The sequence below is a fragment of the Enterococcus sp. DIV1726a genome (assembly GCF_051710985.1).
GTDB classification, from domain to species: Bacteria; Bacillota; Bacilli; order Lactobacillales; family Enterococcaceae; genus Enterococcus_B; species Enterococcus_B hirae.
Window position 1 is genome coordinate 1,294,246 of sequence record NZ_JBIOLS010000001.1, and the last position, 24,484, is coordinate 1,318,729.

Annotated in this window: 23 protein-coding genes and 1 other RNA gene; 20 read left to right on the forward strand and 4 right to left on the reverse strand. The window is 37.9% G+C overall.

From position 1 onward, the window contains the following. Positions 1-151 precede the first annotated feature (151 nt). The 7 genes from obgE (at position 152) to IGJ27_RS05860 (ending at position 7,654) form a co-directional block, all read left to right on the forward strand. On the forward strand, positions 152-1,465 hold the full coding sequence (gene obgE, locus IGJ27_RS05830) for a GTPase ObgE (RefSeq protein WP_010719267.1): 1,314 nt from the start codon (positions 152-154) through the stop codon (positions 1,463-1,465). 268 nt (positions 1,466-1,733) lie between these two features. After that, entirely contained in the window at positions 1,734-2,285 is a 552-nt protein-coding gene (locus tag IGJ27_RS05835) for a hypothetical protein (RefSeq protein ID WP_010737501.1), read from the forward strand. 164 nt (positions 2,286-2,449) lie between these two features. Then, the gene (rnz, locus tag IGJ27_RS05840; protein ID WP_010719265.1) at positions 2,450-3,403 is read left to right on the forward strand and encodes a ribonuclease Z; all 954 of its coding nucleotides are present in this window, start codon (positions 2,450-2,452) and stop codon (positions 3,401-3,403) included. After that, positions 3,387-4,175: an SDR family NAD(P)-dependent oxidoreductase gene (locus IGJ27_RS05845; protein ID WP_010737503.1), complete on the forward strand. Its 789-nt coding sequence runs from the start codon at positions 3,387-3,389 to the stop codon at positions 4,173-4,175. Before rnz ends, IGJ27_RS05845 begins: the two co-directional genes overlap by 17 nt. 10 nt (positions 4,176-4,185) lie before the next feature. Further along, positions 4,186-4,623: a LapA family protein gene (locus tag IGJ27_RS05850; protein ID WP_178305996.1), complete on the forward strand. Its 438-nt coding sequence runs from the start codon at positions 4,186-4,188 to the stop codon at positions 4,621-4,623. A 207-nt stretch (positions 4,624-4,830) separates the two neighbouring features. Next, complete coding sequence (recJ, locus tag IGJ27_RS05855) at positions 4,831-7,128, forward strand: single-stranded-DNA-specific exonuclease RecJ (RefSeq protein WP_178305995.1); 2,298 nt, start codon at positions 4,831-4,833, stop codon at positions 7,126-7,128. A gap of 13 nt (positions 7,129-7,141) precedes the next feature. Continuing rightward, complete coding sequence (locus IGJ27_RS05860; RefSeq protein WP_010719261.1) at positions 7,142-7,654, forward strand: adenine phosphoribosyltransferase; 513 nt, start codon at positions 7,142-7,144, stop codon at positions 7,652-7,654. A gap of 278 nt (positions 7,655-7,932) precedes the next feature. Here the strand turns inward: IGJ27_RS05860 and IGJ27_RS05865 are convergent, their stop codons facing one another. Both IGJ27_RS05865 and lexA read right to left on the reverse strand, forming a co-directional pair. After that, on the reverse strand, positions 7,933-8,151 hold the full coding sequence (locus tag IGJ27_RS05865; RefSeq protein WP_010719260.1) for a hypothetical protein: 219 nt from the start codon (positions 8,149-8,151) through the stop codon (positions 7,933-7,935). A gap of 507 nt (positions 8,152-8,658) precedes the next feature. Beyond that, positions 8,659-9,282 (reverse strand): transcriptional repressor LexA, encoded by a 624-nt coding sequence (lexA, locus tag IGJ27_RS05870; protein ID WP_010719259.1) that lies wholly within the window; start codon positions 9,280-9,282, stop codon positions 8,659-8,661. A gap of 148 nt (positions 9,283-9,430) precedes the next feature. Here lexA and IGJ27_RS05875 point away from each other — a divergent pair, with 148 nt between their 5' ends. The 10 genes from IGJ27_RS05875 (at position 9,431) to nth (ending at position 19,881) form a co-directional block, all read left to right on the forward strand. Next, on the forward strand, positions 9,431-9,685 hold the full coding sequence (locus IGJ27_RS05875; protein WP_010719258.1) for a DUF896 family protein: 255 nt from the start codon (positions 9,431-9,433) through the stop codon (positions 9,683-9,685). Positions 9,686-9,783: 98 nt separating this feature from the next. Further along, positions 9,784-11,778 carry a transketolase gene (gene tkt / locus IGJ27_RS05880; protein ID WP_178305994.1) on the forward strand — a complete coding sequence of 665 codons (1,995 nt, stop codon included), beginning with the start codon at positions 9,784-9,786 and terminating at the stop codon, positions 11,776-11,778. A 273-nt stretch (positions 11,779-12,051) separates the two neighbouring features. Then, positions 12,052-12,912 carry a glucosaminidase domain-containing protein gene (locus tag IGJ27_RS05885; RefSeq protein ID WP_034697803.1) on the forward strand — a complete coding sequence of 287 codons (861 nt, stop codon included), beginning with the start codon at positions 12,052-12,054 and terminating at the stop codon, positions 12,910-12,912. Positions 12,913-13,048: 136 nt separating this feature from the next. Then, positions 13,049-13,975 (forward strand): cysteine synthase A, encoded by a 927-nt coding sequence (gene cysK, locus IGJ27_RS05890; protein WP_010719255.1) that lies wholly within the window; start codon positions 13,049-13,051, stop codon positions 13,973-13,975. Between the two features lie 164 nt (positions 13,976-14,139). Continuing rightward, positions 14,140-14,580 (forward strand): Fur family transcriptional regulator, encoded by a 441-nt coding sequence (locus IGJ27_RS05895; protein WP_010719254.1) that lies wholly within the window; start codon positions 14,140-14,142, stop codon positions 14,578-14,580. Between the two features lie 286 nt (positions 14,581-14,866). Then, positions 14,867-16,219, forward strand: coding sequence for an NADH oxidase (locus tag IGJ27_RS05900; protein WP_010737508.1), 1,353 nt, complete (start codon positions 14,867-14,869; stop codon positions 16,217-16,219). Between the two features lie 258 nt (positions 16,220-16,477). After that, a complete protein-coding gene (locus tag IGJ27_RS05905) occupies positions 16,478-17,686 on the forward strand; it encodes a hypothetical protein (RefSeq protein WP_228011853.1) in 1,209 nt (402 codons plus the stop codon). 314 nt (positions 17,687-18,000) lie between these two features. After that, entirely contained in the window at positions 18,001-18,288 is a 288-nt protein-coding gene (locus IGJ27_RS05910) for a DUF5960 family protein (protein WP_010719249.1), read from the forward strand. 227 nt (positions 18,289-18,515) lie between these two features. Then, on the forward strand, positions 18,516-19,217 hold the full coding sequence (locus tag IGJ27_RS05915) for a DnaD domain protein (RefSeq protein WP_010719248.1): 702 nt from the start codon (positions 18,516-18,518) through the stop codon (positions 19,215-19,217). A gap of 1 nt (position 19,218) precedes the next feature. Beyond that, entirely contained in the window at positions 19,219-19,881 is a 663-nt protein-coding gene (gene nth, locus IGJ27_RS05920; RefSeq protein WP_010737512.1) for an endonuclease III, read from the forward strand. Between the two features lie 45 nt (positions 19,882-19,926). On the opposite strand, the gene IGJ27_RS05925 is transcribed toward nth, so the two are convergent. Further along, positions 19,927-22,308 (reverse strand): PBP1A family penicillin-binding protein, encoded by a 2,382-nt coding sequence (locus tag IGJ27_RS05925; protein WP_178305992.1) that lies wholly within the window; start codon positions 22,306-22,308, stop codon positions 19,927-19,929. Continuing rightward, positions 22,298-22,945: a Holliday junction resolvase RecU gene (gene recU / locus IGJ27_RS05930; protein ID WP_010737514.1), complete on the reverse strand. Its 648-nt coding sequence runs from the start codon at positions 22,943-22,945 to the stop codon at positions 22,298-22,300. Before recU ends, IGJ27_RS05925 begins: the two co-directional genes overlap by 11 nt. Positions 22,946-23,007: 62 nt before the next feature. On the opposite strand from recU, the gene IGJ27_RS05935 reads away from it, so the two are divergent. The 3 genes from IGJ27_RS05935 (at position 23,008) to rnpB (ending at position 24,440) form a co-directional block, all read left to right on the forward strand. Then, positions 23,008-23,547 carry a DUF1273 domain-containing protein gene (locus IGJ27_RS05935; protein WP_135981720.1) on the forward strand — a complete coding sequence of 180 codons (540 nt, stop codon included), beginning with the start codon at positions 23,008-23,010 and terminating at the stop codon, positions 23,545-23,547. 90 nt (positions 23,548-23,637) lie between these two features. Further along, on the forward strand, positions 23,638-24,051 hold the full coding sequence (gene gpsB / locus IGJ27_RS05940) for a cell division regulator GpsB (RefSeq protein WP_010719243.1): 414 nt from the start codon (positions 23,638-23,640) through the stop codon (positions 24,049-24,051). Positions 24,052-24,069: 18 nt separating this feature from the next. Then, positions 24,070-24,440: RNase P RNA component class B (gene rnpB / locus IGJ27_RS05945), an RNA gene on the forward strand. The last annotated feature ends 44 nt before the right edge of the window (positions 24,441-24,484 follow it).

The window sequence follows — 24,484 nt, forward strand, 5'->3', positions numbered from 1 at the left end:
CAGAATAGAAAAAATGAACAAAACCTGGAAAGTTTAATTGAAACGATAGACAAAATAGCTTTTGACCGATAAAATAAATAAGACTTTTGTTTATTGTGGAAATTCAGGCAGTCAAATGAATAATAGATAATTAAAATAGGAGGACTTAAAGATGTCCATGTTTTTAGATCAAGTAACCATCGATGTGAAGGCCGGTAAAGGCGGCGACGGAATGGTCGCTTTTCGCAGAGAAAAATATGTACCTGATGGAGGACCTGCTGGTGGTGACGGCGGTCGTGGCGGTGACGTCATTTTGATCGTTGATGAAGGTTTACGTACATTAATGGATTTTCGTTTCAATCGCCATTTTAAAGCACAGCCAGGAGAAAACGGAATGAGTAAAGGGATGCACGGTCGGGGTTCAGAAGATACTTATGTAAAAGTCCCTCAAGGAACGACTGTCCGTGATGCTGAAACAGGCGCTTTGTTAGGCGATTTGATTGAAAATGGTCAAACCTTAGTCGTTGCTAAAGGCGGTCGAGGGGGACGAGGAAACATCCGCTTTGCTTCTCCACGAAACCCAGCACCAGAAATTGCAGAAAACGGCGAACCAGGTCAAGAACGCAGAATCGAATTAGAACTAAAAGTCTTGGCTGATGTTGGGCTGGTTGGCTTTCCATCTGTAGGCAAATCAACGCTACTTTCAGTTATTTCTTCTGCTCGTCCTAAAATCGGCGCGTACCATTTCACGACATTAGTACCAAATCTTGGTATGGTAACAACTAGCGATGGACGCAGTTTTGCAGCAGCGGACCTTCCTGGATTGATTGAAGGAGCTTCTCAAGGTGTTGGCTTAGGAACGCAGTTTTTACGTCATATCGAACGTACTCGTGTTATTTTACATGTGATTGATATGAGTGGAATGGAAGGCAGAGATCCTTACGAAGACTATTTGGCGATCAACCATGAATTGTCTACTTATAATCTTCGTTTATTGGAACGACCTCAAATAATTGTAGCCAATAAAATGGACATGCCAAACGCAGAAGAAAATTTGAAAAAATTCAAAGAGCAGCTTAATAAAGAAAAAACAGATGAATTTGCAGACGATATGCCGATTTTTCCAGTTTCAGGGGTAACAAGAAAAGGCATTGATCCATTGCTGAATGCGACAGCGGATCTTCTAGAAGTAACACCAGAGTTTCCGTTATATGATGAAGAAATCGAAGAAGAAACAGTTCAATATGGATTCAATCCAGAAGGGCCAGAATTTAAAATCGATCGCGATCCTGATGCTACTTGGATCTTATCAGGAGAAAAAATTGAGAAACTATTCCAAATGACGAATTTCGATCACGATGAAACTGTTATGCGTTTTGCTCGTCAGTTGAGAGGAATGGGCGTTGACGAAGCTTTACGTGCCCGTGGAGCAAAAGATGGCGATCTAGTGAGAATTGGTGAATTTGAATTTGAGTTTGTCGAATAAGATTACGTATGCTCATGAAAAGAGCCCATGTTAACACTCAATATCAACAAAGCGTCAAACCAGAAAAATGGTTTGGCGCTTTGTTGGTTTAAGCAATGGTAGGATTTGTCTTTTTGGTAAAAATTTTTAAGCTATCACCAATAGTATCCAGAAAGATTTTTTAATAGGAAAAATTTATATTTCTTATGTGTTATTTATTAAAGGGTTTTTCCTTTTGTTTTTTTAAAATAAAAGTTAGAATAAAGAAAATGAATAGAGGAGTGTTTTTATGAGCAAACGAGTGATTATTTTGAATTTCCCTGTAGAGAGTCAAGCTTACCAAGCATTTTCTGAAATCAAACGATTACACGCTTCTCGTGCCATCAAGGGTGAACAAATGGCAGTGATTAGTCATGATCCTAATGGAACGCATCAATTCAAAATAGAGGATTTTTTGGATTTTACTGGAAACAATAAATCTTCAAAAGGTGGTTTAATCGGAATGTTAGTCGGTGTCTTGGGAGGCCCACTAGGGATTCTTTTAGGCTGGTTTGCTGGCGGGATGATCGGTGCTACGCAGGATGCCAAGGAAATCCAAGATGCTCAGACAGTTTTTGATTTTGTGGGCAATAAAATTGGCGAAGGAGCAACCGGTTTGATTTTGATTGCTGAAGAAGAAGATAATCGTCCTTTGAACCAATTAGTCATGATGGATTTAGGTGGCGAAATTACTCGCTTAGATTATGAAGAGGTCGAAGAAGACGTCCACGCTGCCAAAGAAGTCGAAAAACAAACACAAGAAACGGCACGGAAATCGTGGAAAGACAAACATCCTCAATAAAGAGACGAACAGAATAAAGAAAGAGAAACGCGTGAAAAAGGCGTTTTTCTTTTTTTAGTACCAATAAAAATGCAATTATTTAGGAAGCAATACGGACTTTCGGTTGATTATCCGACACATTTCCCATAAAATTAATAGTGAGTTTAAAGAAAGTCAGGTAGATTATGGAATTACAATTTTTAGGAACTGGTGCAGGGGTACCTGCCAAACATCGAAACGTCACCAGTATTGCATTAAAACTTTTGGATGAAAGAAATGAAGTCTGGTTATTTGACTGTGGTGAAGGAACGCAAATGCAAATCTTACGTACCAACATTCGTCCAAGAAAGATTGAAAAGATATTTATTACTCACTTACATGGTGACCATATCTTTGGGTTGCCAGGCTTGTTAAGCAGTCGTTCATTCCAAGGGGGAGATACGCCCTTGGAGATCTACGGACCAAAAGGAATCGAAACATTTGTTAAAACTTCGTTAGCTGTTTCGCAAACACGTTTAGGCTATCCGTTGAAATTCATCGAGTTAGTTGAAGATCAGCCGATTTTTCAAGATCAGCATTTTTCTGTCTATACTAAAAAATTAGATCATGGAATTGCCAGCTATGGCTTTCGGGTTGTGGAACATGACCATAAAGGAGAGCTTCAAGTTGAAAAATTACAAGAACTGAATATTCCGGCTGGACCAATATATGGAAAGTTGAAAAAAGGAGAATCTGTTCAATTACCTGATGGAAGGGTTGTGGACGGGAAACAGTTTGTGGGGCCAGACAAAAAAGGGCGTATCGTTACGATTTTAGGTGATACGAGGAAGACAGCAAATTCAATCGTATTGGCCCAAGACTGTGATGTTTTGGTTCATGAAAGTACGTTTAACAAAAATGAAGCCAAGTTGGCAAAGAACTACTTCCATTCGACGACTTATCAAGCGGCTGAAGTAGCTAAAGAAGCAGCAGCGAAAAGTTTGTTATTAACCCATATTAGTGCGCGCTATTTAGGAAAAGCTGCGCAAGAACTAGAAGAAGAGGCACGTGAGGTCTTTGCAAATACAAGGATCATGAAAGATTTTGATACTGTCGATATTCCATTTCGTGAGGAGGAAAAGAATGAATTTAGAAAATAAAGTTGTCTTAGTTACCGGTAGTTCTGGTGGATTGGGCGCTCAAATCTGTTATGAAGCTGCAAAAAAAGGTGCCATCGTCATTGCTTGTGCTCGACGAAGCCAATTGATTGATGAGGTTAAAGCAGAATGTCAGAGATTAAGCGGAAAGGAAGCCTATGCTTTTCCAGTAGATGTGAGTGATCCTGACAGCGTCGATCGGCTCTATGAACAAGTGATGCAAACAGTCGGACGTGTAGATGTGTTAGTCAATAATGCCGGCTTTGGCATTTTTGAAGATTTTTTAACTTTCGATTTAGGAAAAGCTTACGATATGTTTGAAGTAAATGTACTAGGAATGATGGTCCTAACTCAAAAATTTGCGATTGATATGGCTGAAAGAAGGCAAGGACATATCATCAATATTGCTTCAATGGCTGGGAAAATGGCGACGGCAAAATCAACGATCTATTCAGCAACAAAATTTGCTGTCTTAGGCTTTTCTAATGCCTTACGATTAGAATTAAGACCACTTGGAGTGGCAGTCACTACGGTGAATCCAGGACCGGTTGCTACTGAATTTTTTGATAAAGCTGATCCTACCGGCAGTTATTTAGAAAAAGTTAGTCAACTTGTTTTAGAACCGGAGAAACTAGCAAAAACAATTGTACGAACAATGGAACATCCAAAGCGTGAAGTGAATCGTCCTGTCCTTCTTGAAATAGCGGCTAAATTTTACACTCTCTTTCCGACTATTGGCGACTACCTCGCAAGTGGGATTTTTAATAAAAAGTAGGTGAAAGAGTATGAAAAAACAAAGTAGTGTGATTATTGGATTTTTGCTTGTCTTGATTATTGTCGTATTTGCTGTATTAAACAACAGAAATGTTCCTGTTAACTTTGGGATTGCTTCATTTTCTGCACCATTGATTTTAGTTATCATTGGTTCGGCGATTATTGGTGCATTGATTGTTTTTGTTACTGCATCAACCACTCTATGGCAACAGAAAAAACAAATCAAACAATTAAAGCAGGAACTATCAAATTATCAAGAAAATTTTGATAAAAAAATTGCTGAAGCAAAGGAAGAACAACAACGAACATTCCGAAATGAACGAGCAGAATTAGAAGCTGCTTATCAGGCAGAATTACAAGCAACGAAAAAACAACTACAACAAGCACAGTCGTCAACATCTGATACGCAGAAAATTTCAGCAAAGCAAAGCTATAATTATTTTGACTAAAGTTTTATGAACGAGATCAAAATAAAAGATGGCAGGAACCATTGTTACATTTGGCTGAGAAGTTAAAGGCTGAGTTTCGGGTTTGTCAAATGGTCTTCAAAAAGTGAGCAACGACTTTTTGAAGACCATTTTAATGTGTTTGTGGCTATCTTTCTTCTTTTTTTTAAACTTTTCGTTTGCTATAATAACTAGGTTAGGGGTGAGCAAGTGAGACAAGCAAATTATGATTGGCAATTAAGTGAATCAGAACCGACTGAAATGTTTCTTCAAAGTATAAAGCAAGAGAATCTATCGCCTTTTATTGGCAAATTACTTTGGCAACGAGGCTATCGTGATGTAGAGAAAGTAAAAGAATTTTTGAATCCCAAACATCAAGAATTGCATGATCCTTACTTAATGCATGACATGGATAAAGCCATCAGTCGAATCCAAGAAGCGGTGATCAATGGTGAAAAAATAGTCGTTTATGGTGACTACGATGCAGATGGGATCACAAGTACGACAGTGATGAAAGAAACATTGGAGCTACTCGGCGCCAATGTCGAAACATTTTTACCCAATCGTTTTATCCATGGCTATGGACCAAACAAAGCCGTTTATCAAGAAAAAATCGATGCAGGTGCGCAATTGATCATTACAGTGGACAATGGTGTGGCTGGTCACGATGCCGTAGCTTATGCGCAACAAGCAGGTGTTGATGTAATCATCACAGATCACCATGAAATGCCCAGTGAATTACCTGAAGCCTACGCTATCGTACATCCGCGACATCCACAAGGGAATTATCCGTTTCCTGATCTAGCAGGTGTCGGAGTAGCTTTTAAAGTGGCAACAGCATTATTAGAAGAACCTCCTGCTGAATTTTTAGATTTAGTGGCGATTGGAACGATTGCAGACTTGGTATCAATGACAGGCGAAAATCGCACACTTGTTGCTTTAGGGTTAGATACGATCAAAGAAACCGAACGGATCGGTTTACAAGCTTTATTTAATGAAAGTGGCGTCTCTATGAAAGAAGCAGATGAAACGACCATCGGCTTTTCAATTGCCCCACGGCTCAACGCGATTGGCCGAATGGGTGATCCTAATCCAGCTGTCGAGATGCTAGCTACCTTTGATGAGGAAGCGGCACTCACGTATGCCAAAAAACTCAACACGATCAATGAAGAAAGAAAAGCAGTCGTTGAAAAAATTACCCAAGAAGCATTGGAAATGATTGATGAAACGAATCAGATCCACCTTCTTGCCCATCCTGGGTGGCATGAGGGAGTGTTGGGGATCGTAGCTGGTAAGCTGATGAATGCCACTGGTAAACCGACGATCGTCTTAACGATCAAAGAAGATGGTACAGCGAAAGGATCTGGCCGAAGTGTCGAAGCCCTGAATCTATATGAAATGTTAGATGCGATGCGTGACTTATTTACTTTCTTTGGAGGACACCATGCTGCTGTAGGGTTAACGATGCCTAGTGATAATCTTCAAGAATTACAAAAACGAATGAATCAGTATGTTTCCGAACAAAAAATAGATTTGACAAAAGGCGCAGCTCTACCGATCGACGAAGTCCTTACACCCAAAGATGTAACTATCGAATTGCTTAATGAATTAAAGTTACTTGCACCATATGGTACAGACAATGCGGTACCTCACTTTCTGTTTCGCCAAATCTTGGCTGAAAATGTGAAAAGAATTGGTACGAGTCAGCAACATTTGAAGTTAACATTGATGGAAGAAGCTAGTCCGTTAGATGCGGTAGCATTTGGTTTTGGTGACCAAGAAGCTGAGCTGTTAAATAATCCAGTGGATATCGTTGGGAAATTAGCTATCAATGAATGGAACGGTCGGAAAAAACCGCAATTGCTGGTATCAGACTTTGTTGTTGATGGATTTCAAATTTTTGATTGGCGTTCAAAGAGATACCGTCAGTTAACGAAGGTTGATCCACAAACATTGTATCTTGTGTTTGATCGCTCTTCTTTAAAAGAAATTTCTGGACTGGCTACAGACAATGTCCACGTGTTCGAAAGTGTGGAACATATCAAGCAGTTGATCCACGATAATTCATATCATTCCTTGCTGGTAGTTGATTGTCCAAATGATTTAGAAATATTAAAAGAAATCCTTGCCTTTGGTTCTTTCGATCGAATGTACTTATTAGGGATTTCTTATGAAGAAGCTTATTTGAATGGAGTTGGATCAAGAGAACAATATGCCAAATTGTTCAAACTAATCCATACACAAGAAAAAATAGATATTCGCTATAAATTAGGCTCAATTGCTCAATATCTAAAAATACCACAAAAATTATTAATTTTTATGATTCAGGTGTTTTTTGAATTGAAATTTGTTACAATAGAAGATGGCGTTTTGCAAAAGATCGCTAATCCCAAAAGTCATCCGTTGACTGATAGCGTGCGTTATCAGCAACGAATAAAAAAAATCAAAGTAGAGGAATTCTTATTGTTAAGTGATATTCCCTCTATTAAAAAAGGGTTAACAACCTAGGAGGAGACAAATAGTGGATTTAAAAAAATATATTGCAAGTATTCCTGATTATCCAGCAAAAGGAATTATTTTTCGTGACATCTCGCCCCTTATGGCTGATGGAGATGCCTACAGAGAAGCAACGAAACAGATCGTAGATTATGCGAAAGAAAAAAGAATCGATATGGTTGTAGGACCAGAAGCGCGAGGATTCATCGTTGGCTGTCCTGTAGCTTACGAATTAGGAGTTGGATTTGCACCTGTACGTAAAAAAGGGAAGTTGCCTCGTGAAACGATCGAAGTAACTTACGGACTGGAATACGGTACAGATACATTGACACTCCATAAAGATGCGATCCAACCTGGACAAAGAGTCTTGATTTGTGATGACTTATTGGCTACAGGGGGAACGATCAAAGCAACGATCGAATTAGTAGAAAAATTGGGCGGTGTCGTTGTTGGCTGTGCTTTCTTGATCGAACTAATGGACTTAGATGGTCGTGAAAAAATCGAAGGATATGATATGATCACCTTGATGGAATATTAAACGATTTTTTGCTTAATAAACATTAAAAATAAATGTAAAAAGAAGTGGGACGTTAATCAGATTTTTTCTGACTAATTGTCCCACTCTCTTTTTTGTGAAGCAATCCTAAGCACGCTTGCTCACTATTTTTAGTTTGTGCAGGTGTATTTGTAAAAGTAGTCAATTGTTTTTTGATGGGGGGGGAACAATCGACTACTTTTTTGTGCATGAGCCGTTTTCTGACTCTTACATATGTGTTTTTTTTTATTTCGTTATTCAGGATTCTTTATGGGTCAAGATCAAGAGTGTCTCGATCGATAATAGGAGTCTGGATAAAAAGTGTCATCATGAATCCGACGCCGTTCAGACTGACGGTATTTCTTTTCATCCCACAACATAAACCATAAAGCAAACAACGGAACAAAGATCAACAATGCTGTACGCATACCAAAATTACCAATAATAATGCCTAAAAATAATACCATTAATACTAAGCCAAGACGTCTCATTGATTTCATGATTTCTCACCTCATTATTTTATGCGAACAAAAGTTCGTATAATTAGTATACGAACTTTTGTTCGTTTTGTAAAGAGGGAAGAACAAAAAAGATCGAAATCTATGTGTGTAATACTCAGAATTTTTTTAAACCAGCACAGGTCATTTGCTTATTCACCGTATTCAAAGCAGTTAGCGGTATTTGATCTAAATCATGCCACAGATCATGGTAGGTAAATGACGATTGTAGTGGTACCAAATGAAAAAAATCGAAATGGAAATACGACAAAGATCGACAAAAAAGTAGGAGATCGGTGCATTTTATTTAAGGAGTGAGGAAAGCACAAGAGAAAAAACTCCGGCCGTTTATGGACACTTAATCATCGTTTATCCATCTTAATGCCCATTAAAGAACCCGAGACACGTTGCCCCGGGTTTTTCAGTCTTTATTGATAGATATAGCAGTTACTGCAAATAAATGAGTATGCGAGTAAGACCTTCACTTAAGTCTAGTCAAAAGAATCGTCTTTAATAGATATGACTGCGGTAGAGCCCAACGACTCGACCTAAAATAGAGACTTGATCTAAAATGATCGGTTCAAGAAGATCGTTTTCCGGTTGTAAACGAAAATGATTTTTTTCTTTATAGAATCGTTTACAAGTCGCTTCATCTTCGGCAGTCATTGCAATCACGATATCCCCGTTTTGGGCAGTTTCTTGTTTACGGACAATTACATTATCTCCGTCTAAAATTCCTGCATTGATCATACTTTCTCCGCGGATCGTCAACATGAACAAGCTTCCATCTTCAGAAGAAAGGTTAGGAGGGATCGGAAAGAAATCGGACGCATCTTCAACTGCTAAAATCGGTTCACCTGCAGTGACCACACCAAGCACTGGAATCGTGGAAGGTTTTACCCCTATTTTGGCTAATCCTTGTTTTGTTAATTCGATTGCACGTGGTTTCGTAGGGTCACGTTGAATAAATCCTTTTTTTTCCAATCGTGCAAGATGACCGTGAACTGTGGAGGTAGAAGAAAGCTGAACCGCTTCTCCGATCTCCCGAACAGTTGGTGGGTAGCCTTTTTGGGAAACTTGCTCGTGGATATATCGTAAGACTTCGATTTGTCTGGTTTCGGTTTGTCGGGCCACAGAGTACACCTTCTTTCAATTAATAATTAAATAGTACCACATAAAACTACTTCTTTCAAACAAATGTTCGTATTTAAAATATTTTATACTAGTTGTTTTTTTCGTGATTTTTATATAATATGAAGTAGAGTAAAAAGGAGGACTTGCTATGTTATCACCGGAAAAAATTACCCGCATCAACGAACTGGCCCAAAAAAAGAAAACAGAAGGCTTAACAGCTGACGAAGAAAAAGAACAATTGGCGTTAAGAGAAGAGTATCTGTCTGCTTTTCGTTCTGGGATGCGACACCATATCGAAGGGATGAAAATCGTTGATCCAGAAGGTAACGATGTCACTCCAGAAAAATTGAAAGAAATCCAACGTGAAAAAGGCTTACATCGTCGAGGAAATAAGTTTCAGTAATAATTACTAAAAAACATTGCTTTTTCTAGACGTATCTAATAAAATTAGTAAGTAAGAAATAAAGGTAAAAAAAACCTAAATTAATAGGAGGGGTTATTTTGTTCGACAAAATCGACCAACTTGGCGTTAACACGATCCGTACATTAAGTATTGAAGCAGTTCAAAAGGCAAATTCTGGACACCCAGGGTTACCAATGGGGGCAGCCCCAATGGCATATGCACTCTGGACGAAACATTTGAAAGTGAACCCAACGACTTCAAAAAATTGGGTTGACCGTGACCGTTTTGTCTTATCCGCAGGACATGGTTCGGCAATGTTATACAGCTTACTACATTTATCAGGTTATCAAGTCACAATCGATGACTTAAAACAATTCCGTCAATGGGATTCAAAAACACCTGGACATCCAGAGGTCAATCATACTGACGGAGTAGAAGCAACAACTGGACCGTTAGGACAAGGAATCGCTATGGCTGTAGGTATGGCAATGGCAGAAGCTCACTTGGCAGCAACATATAACAGAGAAAACTTCAAAGTGGTAGATCACTATACTTATTCTCTTTGTGGCGACGGCGACTTGATGGAAGGCGTTTCGCAAGAAGCAAGTTCAATGGCTGCTCACATGAAATTAGGTAAATTGATCGTATTGTATGATTCAAATGATATTTCATTAGATGGTCCTACTTCAAAAGCTTTCACTGAAAATGTAGGAGCTCGTTATGAAGCTTATGGTTGGCAACATATTTTGGTTAAAGATGGAAATGATTTAGAAGCCATCAATCAAGCGATCGAAGAAGCAAAAGCTGAAACTGAAAAACCAACATTGATCGAAGTCAAAACAGTGATCGGCTACGGAGCTCCTAAAGAAGGAACTTCTGCTGTCCATGGGGCACCAATTGGCGATGATGGAATTAAAATGGCTAAAGGAGTGTATGGTTGGGAGTATCCTGATTTCACAGTTCCAGAAGAAGTAGCTGAAAGATTCCGCCAAACAATGGTTGAAGAAGGGCAAAAAGCTGAAAATGAATGGAAAGAAATGTTTGAAAACTATAAACATGCTTATCCAGAATTAGCTCAACAATTTGAAGATGCGTTTGCTGGAAAACTTCCAGCTGACTGGGATGCTGAATTACCTTCTTATGAAGTAGGCGAAAGTCAAGCTAGCCGGGTTTCAAGCAAAGAAGTGATTCAAGAGTTATCAAAAGCAATCCCAAGTTTCTGGGGCGGATCAGCGGACTTATCAGGTTCGAATAATACGATGGTCACTGCGGACAAAGACTTTACTCCAGAACATTATGAAGGTCGTAATATTTGGTTTGGCGTTCGTGAGTTTGCGATGGCAGCTGCGATGAACGGTATCCAGCTTCATGGCGGAACTCGTATCTATGGCGGTACATTCTTTGTTTTCGTTGATTACTTACGTCCAGCAGTCCGTTTAGCAGCTATTCAAAATACACCGGTCATCTACGTGTTGACACATGATTCAGTGGCGGTTGGTGAAGATGGACCAACACATGAGCCAATCGAACAATTAGCGTCTGTAAGATGTATGCCAGGTGTTCACGTGATTCGTCCAGCCGATGGGAATGAAACACGCGCTGCTTGGAAAGTAGCAATGGAATCGACTGATACACCAACGATCTTGGTTTTAAGTCGTCAAAATCTTCCAGTTCTGCCATCAACGAAAGAAGTGGCAGACGAAATGGTGAAAAAAGGAGCTTATGTACTATCACCAGCTCAAGGAGAAACACCAGAAGGTATCTTGATCGCGACTGGTTCTGAAGTGGATCTAGCAGTCAAAGCACAAAAAGAATTGGCAGCAGCTGGAAAAGATGTTTCAGTCGTTTCAATGCCAAGTTTCGATTTATTTGAAAAACAATCTGCAGAATACAAAGAAAGCGTCTTACCAAAAGCCGTAACAAAACGAGTAGCTATTGAAGCAGCAGCTTCATTTGGTTGGGAACGCTATGTTGGGACAGAAGGAACAACTATCACGATCGATCATTTTGGTGCTTCTGCTCCAGGAAATAAAATTCTTGAAGAATTTGGTTTCACTGTGGAAAATGTTGTAGCAACTTTCAACCAATTATAAAATGAGTTAAAGAAGTTTTACGACAAACGTTTAAGAACATCTGAAAAAGGAGACTATTTTCAGATGTTCTTTTTTTGTAGTAGAAAATTAGAATAATGATTCGTGTTTAATATTACTTAATGTTTCTTTAACATTACGTTCGTGTTACAAAAAGAAAAATAGTAAAGATTGATTTGAGTTTCCCATAAATTAAAAGTATAATTTAATTAATTAAGATTGTTTAAAGATGGAAACTTTATCAAGAGTTTTTTATTTTTTTGAGGAGGAATTCGAATGCAAGAGCTGAAAACCCGCAGTGCCCGACACCAAAAGAATAAAAGAACCATGGTGATCAATAAAAAAGCGATTGCTCCTTTGATGGGGACAACTCTTTTAGTGGGGCCAATGATGGTTACAGCAGCACCGCAAAATGTACGAGCAGATGAGCAGGTCACACAAACGACTGCAGATCCACAAGCTTTCATCAATCAAATCGGTTGGGCAGCTTCTGAAGTGGCTGCAAACAATGATTTATATGCATCGGTCATGATTGCCCAAGCTTTATTAGAAAGTGCTTATGGCACATCTAGCCTGGCAAGTGCGCCAAACTATAATTTATTCGGAGTTAAAGGAAGTTATAGTGGTCAAGTCGTTTATATGGCTACAAAGGAATATCTTAATGGACAATGGGTCACGATGAATGAACCTTTCCGTAAATATTCTTCTTATTGGGAATCTCTGCAAGATCATGCCAACGTTTTGCGTTCAACTAGTTTTTCAACTGGAGACTATCATTATGCTGGTGTCTGGAAAAGTAATACCACGAGTTTTTACGATGCAACAGCATATCTAACTGGTCGTTATGCAACAGATCCGGGTTACGGAGCAAAATTGAACTCATTGATTAATACGTATAATTTAACCCGATTTGATACGCCTTCTTCTGGTACCACAACGACGACAAGTACTACCACAACGACTACTACGTCAACTACCTCTTCAACAAGTGGTAGCCAGACCTATAAAGTGGTTTCAGGTGATACTTTGTGGGATATCGCACAGAAATTTGGTTTGTCAGTTGACGACTTAATGGCTAAAAATGGGATGACGATGTCTAACTATTCCTTATTAGTCGGACAAGAAATAAACGTTTAGTTAAATTAAGTGATAAAAACGGGAAAGGCTCTTCGCAGCTTTCCTGTTTTTTTACGTTGAAAAGGCGAATTATTCGCCAGAAGTTTCTTAGTTGTATTATCATTGAATAGAAGAAAATATTAAGGAGGAACTTAAAATGACACAAATTTATCATTCGATTACAGAATTGATTGGTCAGACACCAATCGTTAAGCTTAATCATTTGGTTCCAGAAGATTCAGCGGAAGTTTATGTGAAATTGGAATTTTTTAATCCTGGTGGTAGCGTAAAAGACCGGATTGCATTAAGTATGATTGAAAAAGCAGAACGGGATGGCCTTCTTAAGCCAGGAGACACAATCATCGAACCGACTTCAGGAAATACAGGGATCGGATTAGCCATGGTTGGGGTAGCTAAAGGGTATAAAGTGATCATCGTGATGCCAGAAACGATGAGTATCGAACGACGCTTATTGATGAAAGGTTATGGTGCTGAATTACTGCTCACGCCAGGTAAGGATGGAATCAGTGGCTCAATCAAAGAAGCGAAACGTTTAGCAGCGGAAAATGACTACTTCTTGCCGCTTCAGTTTGAAAATCCAGCCAATCCTTCTATCCATGAGAAAACAACTGGACATGAGATTCAAGAGGCGTTTGGTGTGAATGGGTTAGATGCTTTTGTAGCAGGGATTGGCACTGGAGGAACGATTTCTGGTGCTGGTAAAGAGTTGAAGCGAGTCTATCCAGCAATTGAAATCATTGGAGTTGAACCAGCCGAATCAGCGATTTTAGAAGGGAAAGAAGCAGGACCACATAAAATTCAAGGAATTGGGACAGGGTTTGTGCCAGATACTTTGGATACGAGCGTCTATGATCGGGTAGTTTCTGTAACAGGGGATCAAGCGTTAGCCACTGCTAGAGAAGTTGGAAAAAAAGAAGGAATCTTAGTAGGCATTTCATCAGGCGCAGCGATTGCTGCTGCTTTGGCAGAAGCGAAAGTATTAGGTAAAGGGAAAAAAGTCTTAGCGGTTGTCCCAGATAACGGAGAACGTTATTTGTCAACAGCTCTTTATCAAGAAATGTAAAGAATTCTTACCACAACATTTAGACGTAATTAAGGAGATTTTTTCCTTAATTGCGTCTTTTTTCGCAATATTATGATTAATTTGAAATTTCTTTTCATGAAAAGTAGATTTTAAAAAGTAAAAATAGTATGATAGGACGAGAATAACAACGCGGGGTGTTAAAAATGGAGAATAAACTATTAGTTGAAGAAACAATCGAAAAATTGAAAAAGGAAAATATACGGATCACACCTCAGAGGTATGCAGTTTTAGAGTATCTGATTGAACATCATTCACATCCAACTGCTGACGAAATTTATCGTGCTCTGGAAGATCGTTTTCCGAATATGAGTGTGGCAACAGTTTATAACAATTTAAGATTGTTTACTTCAATTGGCTTTGTACAAGAGATGAAATTTGGGGATTCATCTAGTCGATTCGATTTTAGTTCAAAACGTCACTATCATGTGATATGCGAAAATTGTGGAAAGATCGTCGATTTTCATTATCCTGATTTAGCGGATATCGAAATGGCAGCTGGTCGATTGACGAACTTTGAGATCAATGAGCATCGTTTGGAATTATATGGTCGCTGTCCTGAGTGTCAAAAAGAACAAGCGATTTAGTTTGCTGAAAGTATTGATAAAAATATGAAAAAATAAAAAATAAGTCAGTTTGATAAACAAATCACTGACTTTTTTTTATTTTTTTCTCTTTCTTTCACAAAGGTTATAGTATATGTTTTTGTTTTCACAAGTAAATCGTGGAGTAATCAGCAATTGCGCAGGAGAATGAACAGAAAACAACAAGGTTGAATTTGTGAATTCACAAGCATTAAACTGTTGTATCCGTTTTATTTTTGCTATATTTAAACTTGTCGAAGGACAAATCGTTAATCGGAGGGATTCACATATGAAAGTTGTAGTAATTGGCTGCACGCATGCGGGTACAGCAGCTGTTAAAAGTATCTTAAAAAATCACCCAGAAGCGGATGTTACTGTGTACGAGCGAAATGATAATATTTCCTTTTTATCATGTGGGATCGCATTATACGTGGGTGGTGTAGTAAAAGACCCAGCCGGTTTATTCTATTCTAATCCTGAAGAACTACATTCTTTAGGTGCAACTGTAAAAATGGAACATGATGTAACTGACGTGGATACTGAAAAGAAAACTGTGACAGCCAAAGATCTAAAAACTGGTGAAGTTGAAACAGTTTCTTATGATAAATTGGTAATGACTACTGGCTCTTGGCCAATCATTCCGCCAATCAAAGGAATTGAATCAAAAAATATTTTGTTATGTAAAAACTATAACCAAGCAAATGAAATTATTGCACAAGCAGAAGATGCCAAACGGGTGGTCATCGTAGGTGGCGGTTATATCGGTATCGAATTAGTCGAAGCTTTTGTTGAATCTGGTAAACAAGTTACATTGATTGATGGTTTAGATCGTATTTTAAATAAATATCTTGATAAACCATTCACAGATGTATTAGAAAAAGAACTTGTCGACCGTGGAGTTACTCTAGCATTAGGTGAAAATGTTTCTGAGTTTATTGCGGATGAAGAGGGTAAAGTGAAACAAGTAGCAACTGCTAAAGAAACTTTTGACGCGGACATGGTCATCTTATGTGTTGGTTTTAGACCAAATACGACATTAGTTGATGGAAAAGTTGATACGTTACCTAATGGAGCCATCAAAGTTAATGAATACATGCAAACAAGTGATCCAGATATCTTTGCTGCAGGGGATTCTGCTGTAGTAAGTTATAACCCAAGTGGTACCCAAAATTATATTCCTTTGGCAACTAACGCAGTTCGTCAAGGATTATTAGTAGGAAATAACTTGACTGAACATAAAATGGCGTATCGTGGAACGCAAGGAACGTCTGGACTTTACCTATTTGGTTGGACGATTGGTTCAACAGGGGTGACAAAAGAGAGCGCACCTATGAATAATTTAGAAGTCCAAGCAACGGTCTTTGAAGACAATTATCGTCCAGAATTCATGCCAACAAATGAAAAAGTGATGATGGAATTGGTTTATGAAAAAGGGACAAACCGCATTGTCGGTGCCCAATTCATGTCGAAATATGATATCACTCAATCAGCAAATACGATGTCACTGGCTGTTCAAAATAAAATGACCGTTGAAGATCTAGCGCTATCTGATTTCTTCTTCCAACCTCATTTTGACCGTCCATGGAACTACTTGAACCTATTGGCACAAGCTGCATTGGGCGAAATCGAAACTGCGCAATAAGCAATCAGCGAATGGTTGAACATTGTTTATTCGCTTTATAGCTATCAACGAGTCTAAGACGAATTTTCGTCTTGGACTCTTTTTTTACATAAAGGTATCAACGGGTATTATCGAAACAAAAGAATCTTTTTTTCTAAAGATAAGAAAAAGAGATTCTTTTGTTTCTTTTTTATATGATAAAATTCAACTATTCTAATCAGGAGTGATGTTATGAACTTGTTTGAACGATCTTATATGTTGTTGGCACTAACTTATGGGTTGGCTGATGCAGGAGATTTTAAAGCAGTCGGTGAAGAAGGAAAAAAAAATTATCAATTGTTATTCTCAACTTTTATTAAAATGCTTGAAAATGATGAACAGGAAGCATTGATTGACCGAGAGAAAAAACCAGCAATCATTGATTCCTTGAAAAGAACGATTAAATTTTATGAAATGAAAAATCCCAAAGAGTTACAGCAAATGATGGAAAACATGAAAAAAGATGATCCAACAGATTTTATAATTTTTCCAGCATATATCACTAAAAAAATTCAGGATCATGTATTTGGATTAATCCTTTATAGAAAAGAAGGACATTATTTAGTAGCGATGATTGATAAATTGGAAGATACGAACAGTGATCGTCCATCAGGTGTATTCACAACGATTCTTCCAGAAAAATTAAGTACTTTAAGTAAAATCATTTTCCAGACAAAATTTGAACATCACAAAGATAGTCGTTGCAATACAGCAAAAGTTATTCAGCAATTAGGCGAAGAAAAAATAGACCCTACATACCTCAACCTTAGTATGAGGGGATATAATGGAATGGCAAATTGTACGGTTAAAGAACTTTTTGGGACTTTTAGAGTCGTTCTCTACAACAGTCAGAAATCTATTTTTCAAGAGACAATAGCTACTGGGTTAAAAAAACTACCAGTAGAATTAAAAAGTAGAACAATTAAGCCAAAGGTAGGAAATACCAGAGATAATCGTAAGATGTTACTTGAAGCTTTTATAAAAGAAGCGAGATTTAATAAAAAACAAGTCAGTGCGTTGACTCATCTATATAACGTTTATTTAGAGCTTAAAGAACAACGAGAAAAAAGAATTGCTGAAAACCCCTATTATTTTTTGGAATACTCTCAGGGAGAATTTACAGCAAGTTTTACCAATAGTATAATCAACGACTCAAGTTCGCCGCTTACTTTCAAAAAAAGTCAATCGTTTGATAATTTTAAGGTGTTCACCTCGTCAAAAAGGCAATTACCAAACTTGGGGGAGATTTTAAAAGGAATACTTGATGAAGAAAATATCCGTAAGAATCTTCATCATTTAACAAGAAATGCTAGTATAAATGCTAGTGTGAAAAATGAATTACATACAAGAAAACAACTGACATCAGATGATAAAAATCTGAGCGTCAGTAATAACAAAAAAAACGATTGTATTGATTATTACAGTAAAATGGATGTCAAATCCAAGTGAAAGTATATAGATAGTCAAGTCTATCAATTGAATGAAATAATTTGAAAAATTACTGTTTTCTATATTTAAAAAATAGCGTCTTTTTAATATGCCTAGGTTTGTAAGGGGATAAGTGAGGAAGTAGTTTGAAAAAATTTAGGTCTAAATAAGCACATAGATAACAAAGTAGACAAAATTTAATATTATTTTGAGATAAAGTATTCTTTTAATTCTTAGACATAAAAGCTATAAGTTGTCTTTCAATTCGTTTTCTGACAAAATAAATATAGGATGATGAAAATCATGTCAAACGATAACGAAGGAGCAATCAAATAATGGAAAAAGAATATTTTGTACAACAAGCAGCATTTCTGGATGATTATAAAAAAGAAGCAAAAGATGAAACGATCAATATCGATCAATTAGCAGATCAAGTAATCAACCAATTGAATGAAACACAAGAGGATTATTATCTAATGAGTGGGGAAGTAGCAAAAGATGGCAATTCTCATCGTTTCCCATTCAGTCGTCGCGTTTATTCAGATGAAAACGACGGAACAATCAATACGGAGTATACTTATGAAGGAGAACCTTACGTCTTGCAAACGGAAGAAGATAAATAAGCAGGTCTCTAATCATTTAAAAAAAGTTCAGGTTTTTCAATCGACTGATGATTGGGAAACCTGGCTTTTTTTGCGATGGCAGATGCTCTTTGATAGAGCGAATATTTTATTTATTCCGAAAAGTGAAAAAGTGAAACAAAAAATAAAAAACAAATAGAAGTAAAGGAAAGCTACCTTGCCTCGAACAAGCTTTTTCCGTATACTGGATTTGAAGTGAGGGAAAAATCATGTTGAACTTAGAAAATTATTTAAAAGCGGGTCAAACAACGATATCAAACTTGTTGTTAAAAAATTATCATCGTATCGGATTACAAGCAGAAGATTTTTTATTTATTTTACAATTGCAAAGGGCGCAACTCGAAGGAGACTTTTTCCCAGATTTACACTCGATTGCGTTGGATATGGGTGTCAAACAAGAGCGTATCTATCAAATTTTAAATCACTTGATCAGTAACGGGTTTATTAAAATTGAAACAGCAACAATTGATGGTAAGCAAGCTGATCGTTACAATCTATATCCTATATATGAAATTTTAGGGAATTTTTTGGAAAGTCAAAATCAAAAACAAGATGATTTAAGTCAAGAAAAAATGGTGCAGTCTGTTTATCAGTTATTTGAACAGGAATTTGGTCGCCCATTGTCAGCCATCGAATTTCAACGGATCGGGCAATGGTTAGAAGAAGATCATTATCAACCGGAAATTCTGAAACTTGCTTTACGTGAGGCTGTTTTGAATCAAGCGTATAGTTTTAACTATGTGGATCGAATCTTGTTGTCTTGGGAACGCAAAAATTTAAAGACGAAGCAACAAGTAGAAGAAGATCAAAAAAGACGAAAACAACAAATGTTACAAAAAGAAGTGGAAACCACTAACGCACAACCAGAAGCCTTGCCAAAAGTTACGTTGAAAAATTGGCTGGAGGAATAATATGTTAAGTAAACAAAAAACAATGGAAGCCTTGACAAAAATGTACGACATGTTTCCAGAAGCACATGGTGAATTAAAACATCGAAACCCTTATGAACTGTTGATTGCTGTCATACTCAGTGCTCAAGCAACCGATGTCTCAGTTAATAAAGCGACCCCAGCTCTTTTTGAAGCTTTTCCAACTCCTGAAAAGCTGGCTGCGGCTCCGATTGATGACATTATCCCTAAGATCAAAACGATTGGTCTTTACCGCAATAAAGCAAAAAATATCAAAGCATGTGCCCAACAATTGATGGATCGCTTTTCAGGTCAAGTTCCTCAAACTAGAGAAGAATTGATTTCTCTTCCAGGAGTTGGACGAAAGACAGCGAATGTCGTTTTAGGTGATGCTTTTGGTATACCAGCAATTGCTGTGGATACTCATGTCGAGAGAGTAACAAAACGTTTAAGGATTTGTAAGTTGAATGCCTCGGTGTTGGAAGTAGAAGAAACGCTGATGCGCAAAGTACCAAAAGAATTATGGGTCAAGACTCACCACACTTTAATATTTTTTGGTCGTTATCATTGCACGGCAAGAAGTCCACGGTGTGAAGTTTGCCCCTTGTTAGATATGTGTCAAGATGGAAAAAATAGAATGAAAGAAAAAACATTGAACGTAAAATAAAAGATAAAAAAAGGAAGTTGAGGTTTTTCTCAACTTCCTTTTTTGTTATGTGCCAGAAGACGTTGAACGACTAGAGGACTGTCCGGACTGTGCATTGTTCTCCGGAGGTGTTTGCGCTGGTGGTGTCGTGGATGACTCAGGAGTTGCCGAAGATGAAGAGCTTTGACTACTGCTGCTATTTTCTGGCGTTTCAGCTGAACTACTTGAATTATTTTTTTCACTTGAACTATCTACCGATGTCGATGATTCGGCAGATGACTCAGTTGTTGAAGTTTCTGTCGATTCCGACGAAGAAGATACCGGTGTCGAACTTTCAGGTACCAGTGTCACTGATGAAGATGGCACCGTTGTTGAAGGGATCGTCGTACTTGGTGTTTTCTTGAGTTGATCGGTAAAGTATAATTCACCGCCAGATCTTACCAGTCCGCTAGGCATTTGCCAATCGCTATTTGTGACGCTGGATGATACATATTTCATTAATTCTCGATAAACATCAGAAGCAACATGAGACGAAGCGGAGGTGACAGGTGTCATTTTGTTGTTATAACCGGTCCATACTGAGATGGCGTAGTTTGGTGTATAACCAGCAAATAAAATATCAGGATACACACCGCTAGAAGTTCCTAATTTTGCGTACTCATCATCCGTATAGTTGGAAGTCCCGGTTTTCCCAGCTTGGTATAATCCAGGAATCAATGCATTCGTCCCAGTTCCTTTTGTTAATGTATCTTTTAAAATATCTGTGATCATATAGGCTGTTTCTGGAGACATAGCTGTATTACCATCGGGATCGAACGTTTCTTCTGTGCCGTCTTGGAAGACGATCTTATTGACATATTGTGGTTTATAATACGTTCCTCCATTAGCGAAAGCAGCATAGGCAGCCGCCATTTTCAAGGAAGAAGCGCCATATTTTGTGCCGTCTTGTTTTTCTGTGTTACTTGAAATCGCATTTGATTGATGGATCGTACTATATTCGATTCCAAGATCTTTTAAAAAGGTGCTGACTTTATCTGCGCCGACTTCATTGAACAATTTGACAGCTGGAACGTTCCTAGAAAGATACAAGGCTTGTCTTAAGGTGATCGTCCCCATAAAACGGTTATCCCAGTTGCCTACTGGTGTTGAGGTTCCTTCATAGTTATAAGGAGCATCACTGATCGTTTTTCCTGTAGAGTATTTTAGATATTCAAAAGCTGGGCCATAATCTGTGACTGGTTTCATTGTCGAACCGAAGTCACGAGAAGTATTAACAGCTAAGTTCATACCTAGTGTGACATCTTCTGCAATATGGCGACCGCCAATTTGTGCTTTTACTTGACCAGTATTGACATCGATCAACGTAGAAGCAACTTGCATTTCATCATCAGGATAGTTGACATAGTCATCAGTGTTGACAATATCATAAAGATGTTTTTGTGCGTCTAGATCTAAGTTAGTATAGATATCCAATCCATCAGTAAATACATTTTTATCCGTTTTTTCTTGAACTTCATTGATGACTTCTTTGACATAATTATCAACGATTTTTGAATTATCATCTTCTTTTTTCATCTCTTGAAGACCATCATCGATTGGTGTATTCACTGCGGCATCATATTCTGATTGAGAGATTTTCTTGTTTTGTAACATGGTATATAAAACAGTATCTCGCCGTTTTTTGGCTTGTTCTGGATATTGGTATGGGTCATAGGCAGAAGGCGCTTGTGGCATTCCAGCTAACAAAGCAGTCTGTGGTAATGAAAGTTCTGGTAATCTTTTACCAAAATAATTTTCTGCTGCCGTTTCCATTCCGTATAATCCGTTGGACATATAGACTTTGTTCACATAGTAAGTCAATATTTCTTGTTTTGATTTTTGTTGTTCTAATTTTACAGCTAACCAAGCTTCTTGTGCTTTTCGTTTCAAGGTTTGATCTGAAGCGTTGGTAGAGAAGTAGGAGAGCTTAATCAATTGTTGGGTCAATGTACTACCACCTTGAAGTCCTCCAGAAGTAAAGTTAGAAAGTGCAGAGCCGACGATCCGAACTGGGTCGATCCCGATATGTTTATAGAAACGACGATCTTCAACAGAAACGATGGCGTTTTCTAACGTTTTCGGCAATTCGTTTGCGGTAATCTTTTCTCTTTTTTCTGCTCCTAAATCTTCAAATAATTCGCCATTTTGTGTGTAAAGTTTAGAAGAAACAGTCGCATCTAATGCAGTGTCCGTTAATTTTGGAGCATCTTTTGCATAAAACCAAAATAATCCGACACCGGCTAGGAAAGCGATACAAATCAAAGAAAATAAAATCAAGATGATACGGATGAAAAGCCCACGCTTCTTATGCCCGGAACCTTTGCCAGAAGTTTTATTTCTTGTTTGACTCGTCTTTTTAGAAGAAGAGGGACTGTTTCGTCTGGAAGTTCTTGTTTGCTCATTTGCCATTCTTGCGATCTCCTTCGATAGTTAATGTTGATAAGTATTGATCTACCGCTTTTAGATAAGGGATACGTGGCGAAAAACCTGTTTGGATCTCGATCCCTATTTTTTCGATCAATGAAAGCGGAAGCGACTTTTTCCCCTGATCCTTTTGCGCATGCCAATAATCGATCAGATAAGTACTATCTAAATAAAAGCAACGCTTCAACGTAGAAAACCATAATAGGACAAAACAAATTCCTTGTTGCTTTAGACAAGCTTCCATATGGTCAATTTGATGCGCATGGAAATTTTTGAAGGGAAAAGATGTCTTATTCTTTGTTTCTTTCGCTTCAAAATCCAAATAGAAACCTCGATATACACCGTTATAATCTGTTGTGGAGGCCTGTGAGAAATAAGCTTCCTTAATAACAGCGGCGCTACGTCGAGGATAATCTACTTTAACAATTTGAATGGGGGTTGGTTTTTTATGGATAACAGCTACTTGGTGCGCTAAGTAATACTGGTTACTTTCGTTAATTGCTTCTTCAAAACGCATCCCTCGATTGCCAAATTCAATGGCTGATTCTCTTTTTTCTTGAACTTTTTCCTTTAAAGAGGCATTCTTATGATAGGGTTGGCCGTTTGGATAGCGTAAAACCATTTTAATCACACTCCTAGCCAACATTATAGCAAAAAAGAATCAAGAAAGAAAAGGAAACTCAAATGGACCGATTAAAAGTGATGTATATTTCCGGTTATCGAAGTTTTGAACTTGGGGTTTTTAAGGAAAATGACCCTAAAATAACGGTTATTAAAAAAGTCTTAAAAAAAGAGATACACCAATTAGTCGAAGAAGGACTTGAATGGGTTCTTACTAGTGGAAACTTGGGTATAGAAACATGGGTCACGGAAGTAGTTGCTGAATTAAAGCAGGAATACCCTGAGTTAAAGTTGGGGATCATCTATCCATTCAAAGAGTTTGGAAATAATTGGAATGAGAATAATCAAGAAAAGTTAAGAATGACAGAACAGTTAGCAGACTATGTTGAAGCAGTTAGCCATCAAGCCTATCAGTCGCCTAGCCAATTAAGAAACCACACGCGTTTTTTACTTGACCATACCGATGGCTGTCTACTGATTTATGATCCTGAGTTTCCAGGGAAAACCCAGTATTTTCTGAAAGAGGCGCAAACCTATCAACAGGATCATTCTTATGAAATTCGGCTAGTCAGTATGGATGATTTACAAAATTTCAGTGAATAATTCAGATAGTGTTTGATTTATCAAGTTATTTCCGATACAATGATATAGGTAGAAACTGTTATTATGTAAATGAAAACTAGAGGTGTAAATATGGCGGAATTGGTTTATAGTCCTAAAGACATTTTACAACAAGAATTCAAAACAAAGATGCGTGGCTATGATCCCATCGAAGTGGATGAATTCTTAGACAATATCATCAAAGATTATGAAACTTACAGCAAAAAACTCCTTGCTTTACAAGAAGAAAATGATAAATTAAGTGCCAAAGTAGCACAATTATCAAAAACACAAGGAGCAGCACAAACGCGTGTTCAACAAGTTGAAACACCGAAAAGTGCAGCAGTCACAAATTTCGATATCTTGAAACGTTTGTCAAATCTTGAACGTGAAGTATTTGGAAAAAAATTGGATCAACAATCATCAACAGTGAATGTTTCCCAACCTAACCCAAACAACTACACAAATGCAAGTGACGATGATAACGAAAAGACACGTCAATTCTAAGATTGATGATACATTGCGGTTTTTGGGTAATCGCGGTCTGACATGATCAGGCTGAGGAAAGTCCATGCTCGCACAGGCTGTGATGCCTGTAGTGTTCGTGCTTAGCGAAACAATAAGCTAAGGTGCTCTATTAGAGTAACGGCAGGAAAACAAGCTAAGGTTTTTAACTATGCTTAAGTATCCTTGAAAGTGCCACAGTGACGAAGCGGATAGGGAAACTTATTCGGTGGAACGCGGTAAACCCCTCGAGCGAGCAACCCAAACAATGGTAGGGGCGCTTTTTGTTGGGAATTAAGAACGAGACAAAAAGGCAGGTTAACTGCAGATAGATGGTTACCACATTGCTTTTTCTCCCTGGAAAAGTAGTGTACAGAACATGGCTTACAGAAAACCGCAATATAACAGGGAATACCTTCCAACCATGTTGTGAAGG

Excerpts from the sequence above, each read along its gene's own strand:
- rnz (WP_010719265.1), top strand. The coding sequence starts at position 2,450 with ATGGAATTACAATTTTTAGGAACTGGTGCAGGGGTACCTGCCAAACAT.
- IGJ27_RS05850 (WP_178305996.1), top strand. The coding sequence starts at position 4,186 with ATGAAAAAACAAAGTAGTGTGATTATTGGATTTTTGCTTGTCTTGATT.
- IGJ27_RS05900 (WP_010737508.1), top strand. The coding sequence starts at position 14,867 with ATGAAAGTTGTAGTAATTGGCTGCACGCATGCGGGTACAGCAGCTGTT.
- IGJ27_RS05925 (WP_178305992.1), bottom strand. The coding sequence starts at position 22,308 with ATGGCAAATGAGCAAACAAGAACTTCCAGACGAAACAGTCCCTCTTCT.
- IGJ27_RS05875 (WP_010719258.1), top strand. The coding sequence starts at position 9,431 with ATGTTATCACCGGAAAAAATTACCCGCATCAACGAACTGGCCCAAAAA.
- obgE (WP_010719267.1), top strand. The coding sequence starts at position 152 with ATGTCCATGTTTTTAGATCAAGTAACCATCGATGTGAAGGCCGGTAAA.
- IGJ27_RS05895 (WP_010719254.1), top strand. The coding sequence starts at position 14,140 with ATGGAGAATAAACTATTAGTTGAAGAAACAATCGAAAAATTGAAAAAG.
- nth (WP_010737512.1), top strand. The coding sequence starts at position 19,219 with ATGTTAAGTAAACAAAAAACAATGGAAGCCTTGACAAAAATGTACGAC.
- IGJ27_RS05915 (WP_010719248.1), top strand. The coding sequence starts at position 18,516 with ATGTTGAACTTAGAAAATTATTTAAAAGCGGGTCAAACAACGATATCA.
- IGJ27_RS05935 (WP_135981720.1), top strand. The coding sequence starts at position 23,008 with ATGGACCGATTAAAAGTGATGTATATTTCCGGTTATCGAAGTTTTGAA.
- IGJ27_RS05910 (WP_010719249.1), top strand. The coding sequence starts at position 18,001 with ATGGAAAAAGAATATTTTGTACAACAAGCAGCATTTCTGGATGATTAT.
- IGJ27_RS05845 (WP_010737503.1), top strand. The coding sequence starts at position 3,387 with ATGAATTTAGAAAATAAAGTTGTCTTAGTTACCGGTAGTTCTGGTGGA.
- IGJ27_RS05885 (WP_034697803.1), top strand. The coding sequence starts at position 12,052 with ATGCAAGAGCTGAAAACCCGCAGTGCCCGACACCAAAAGAATAAAAGA.
- gpsB (WP_010719243.1), top strand. The coding sequence starts at position 23,638 with ATGGCGGAATTGGTTTATAGTCCTAAAGACATTTTACAACAAGAATTC.
- recU (WP_010737514.1), bottom strand. The coding sequence starts at position 22,945 with ATGGTTTTACGCTATCCAAACGGCCAACCCTATCATAAGAATGCCTCT.
- cysK (WP_010719255.1), top strand. The coding sequence starts at position 13,049 with ATGACACAAATTTATCATTCGATTACAGAATTGATTGGTCAGACACCA.
- IGJ27_RS05835 (WP_010737501.1), top strand. The coding sequence starts at position 1,734 with ATGAGCAAACGAGTGATTATTTTGAATTTCCCTGTAGAGAGTCAAGCT.
- IGJ27_RS05865 (WP_010719260.1), bottom strand. The coding sequence starts at position 8,151 with ATGAAATCAATGAGACGTCTTGGCTTAGTATTAATGGTATTATTTTTA.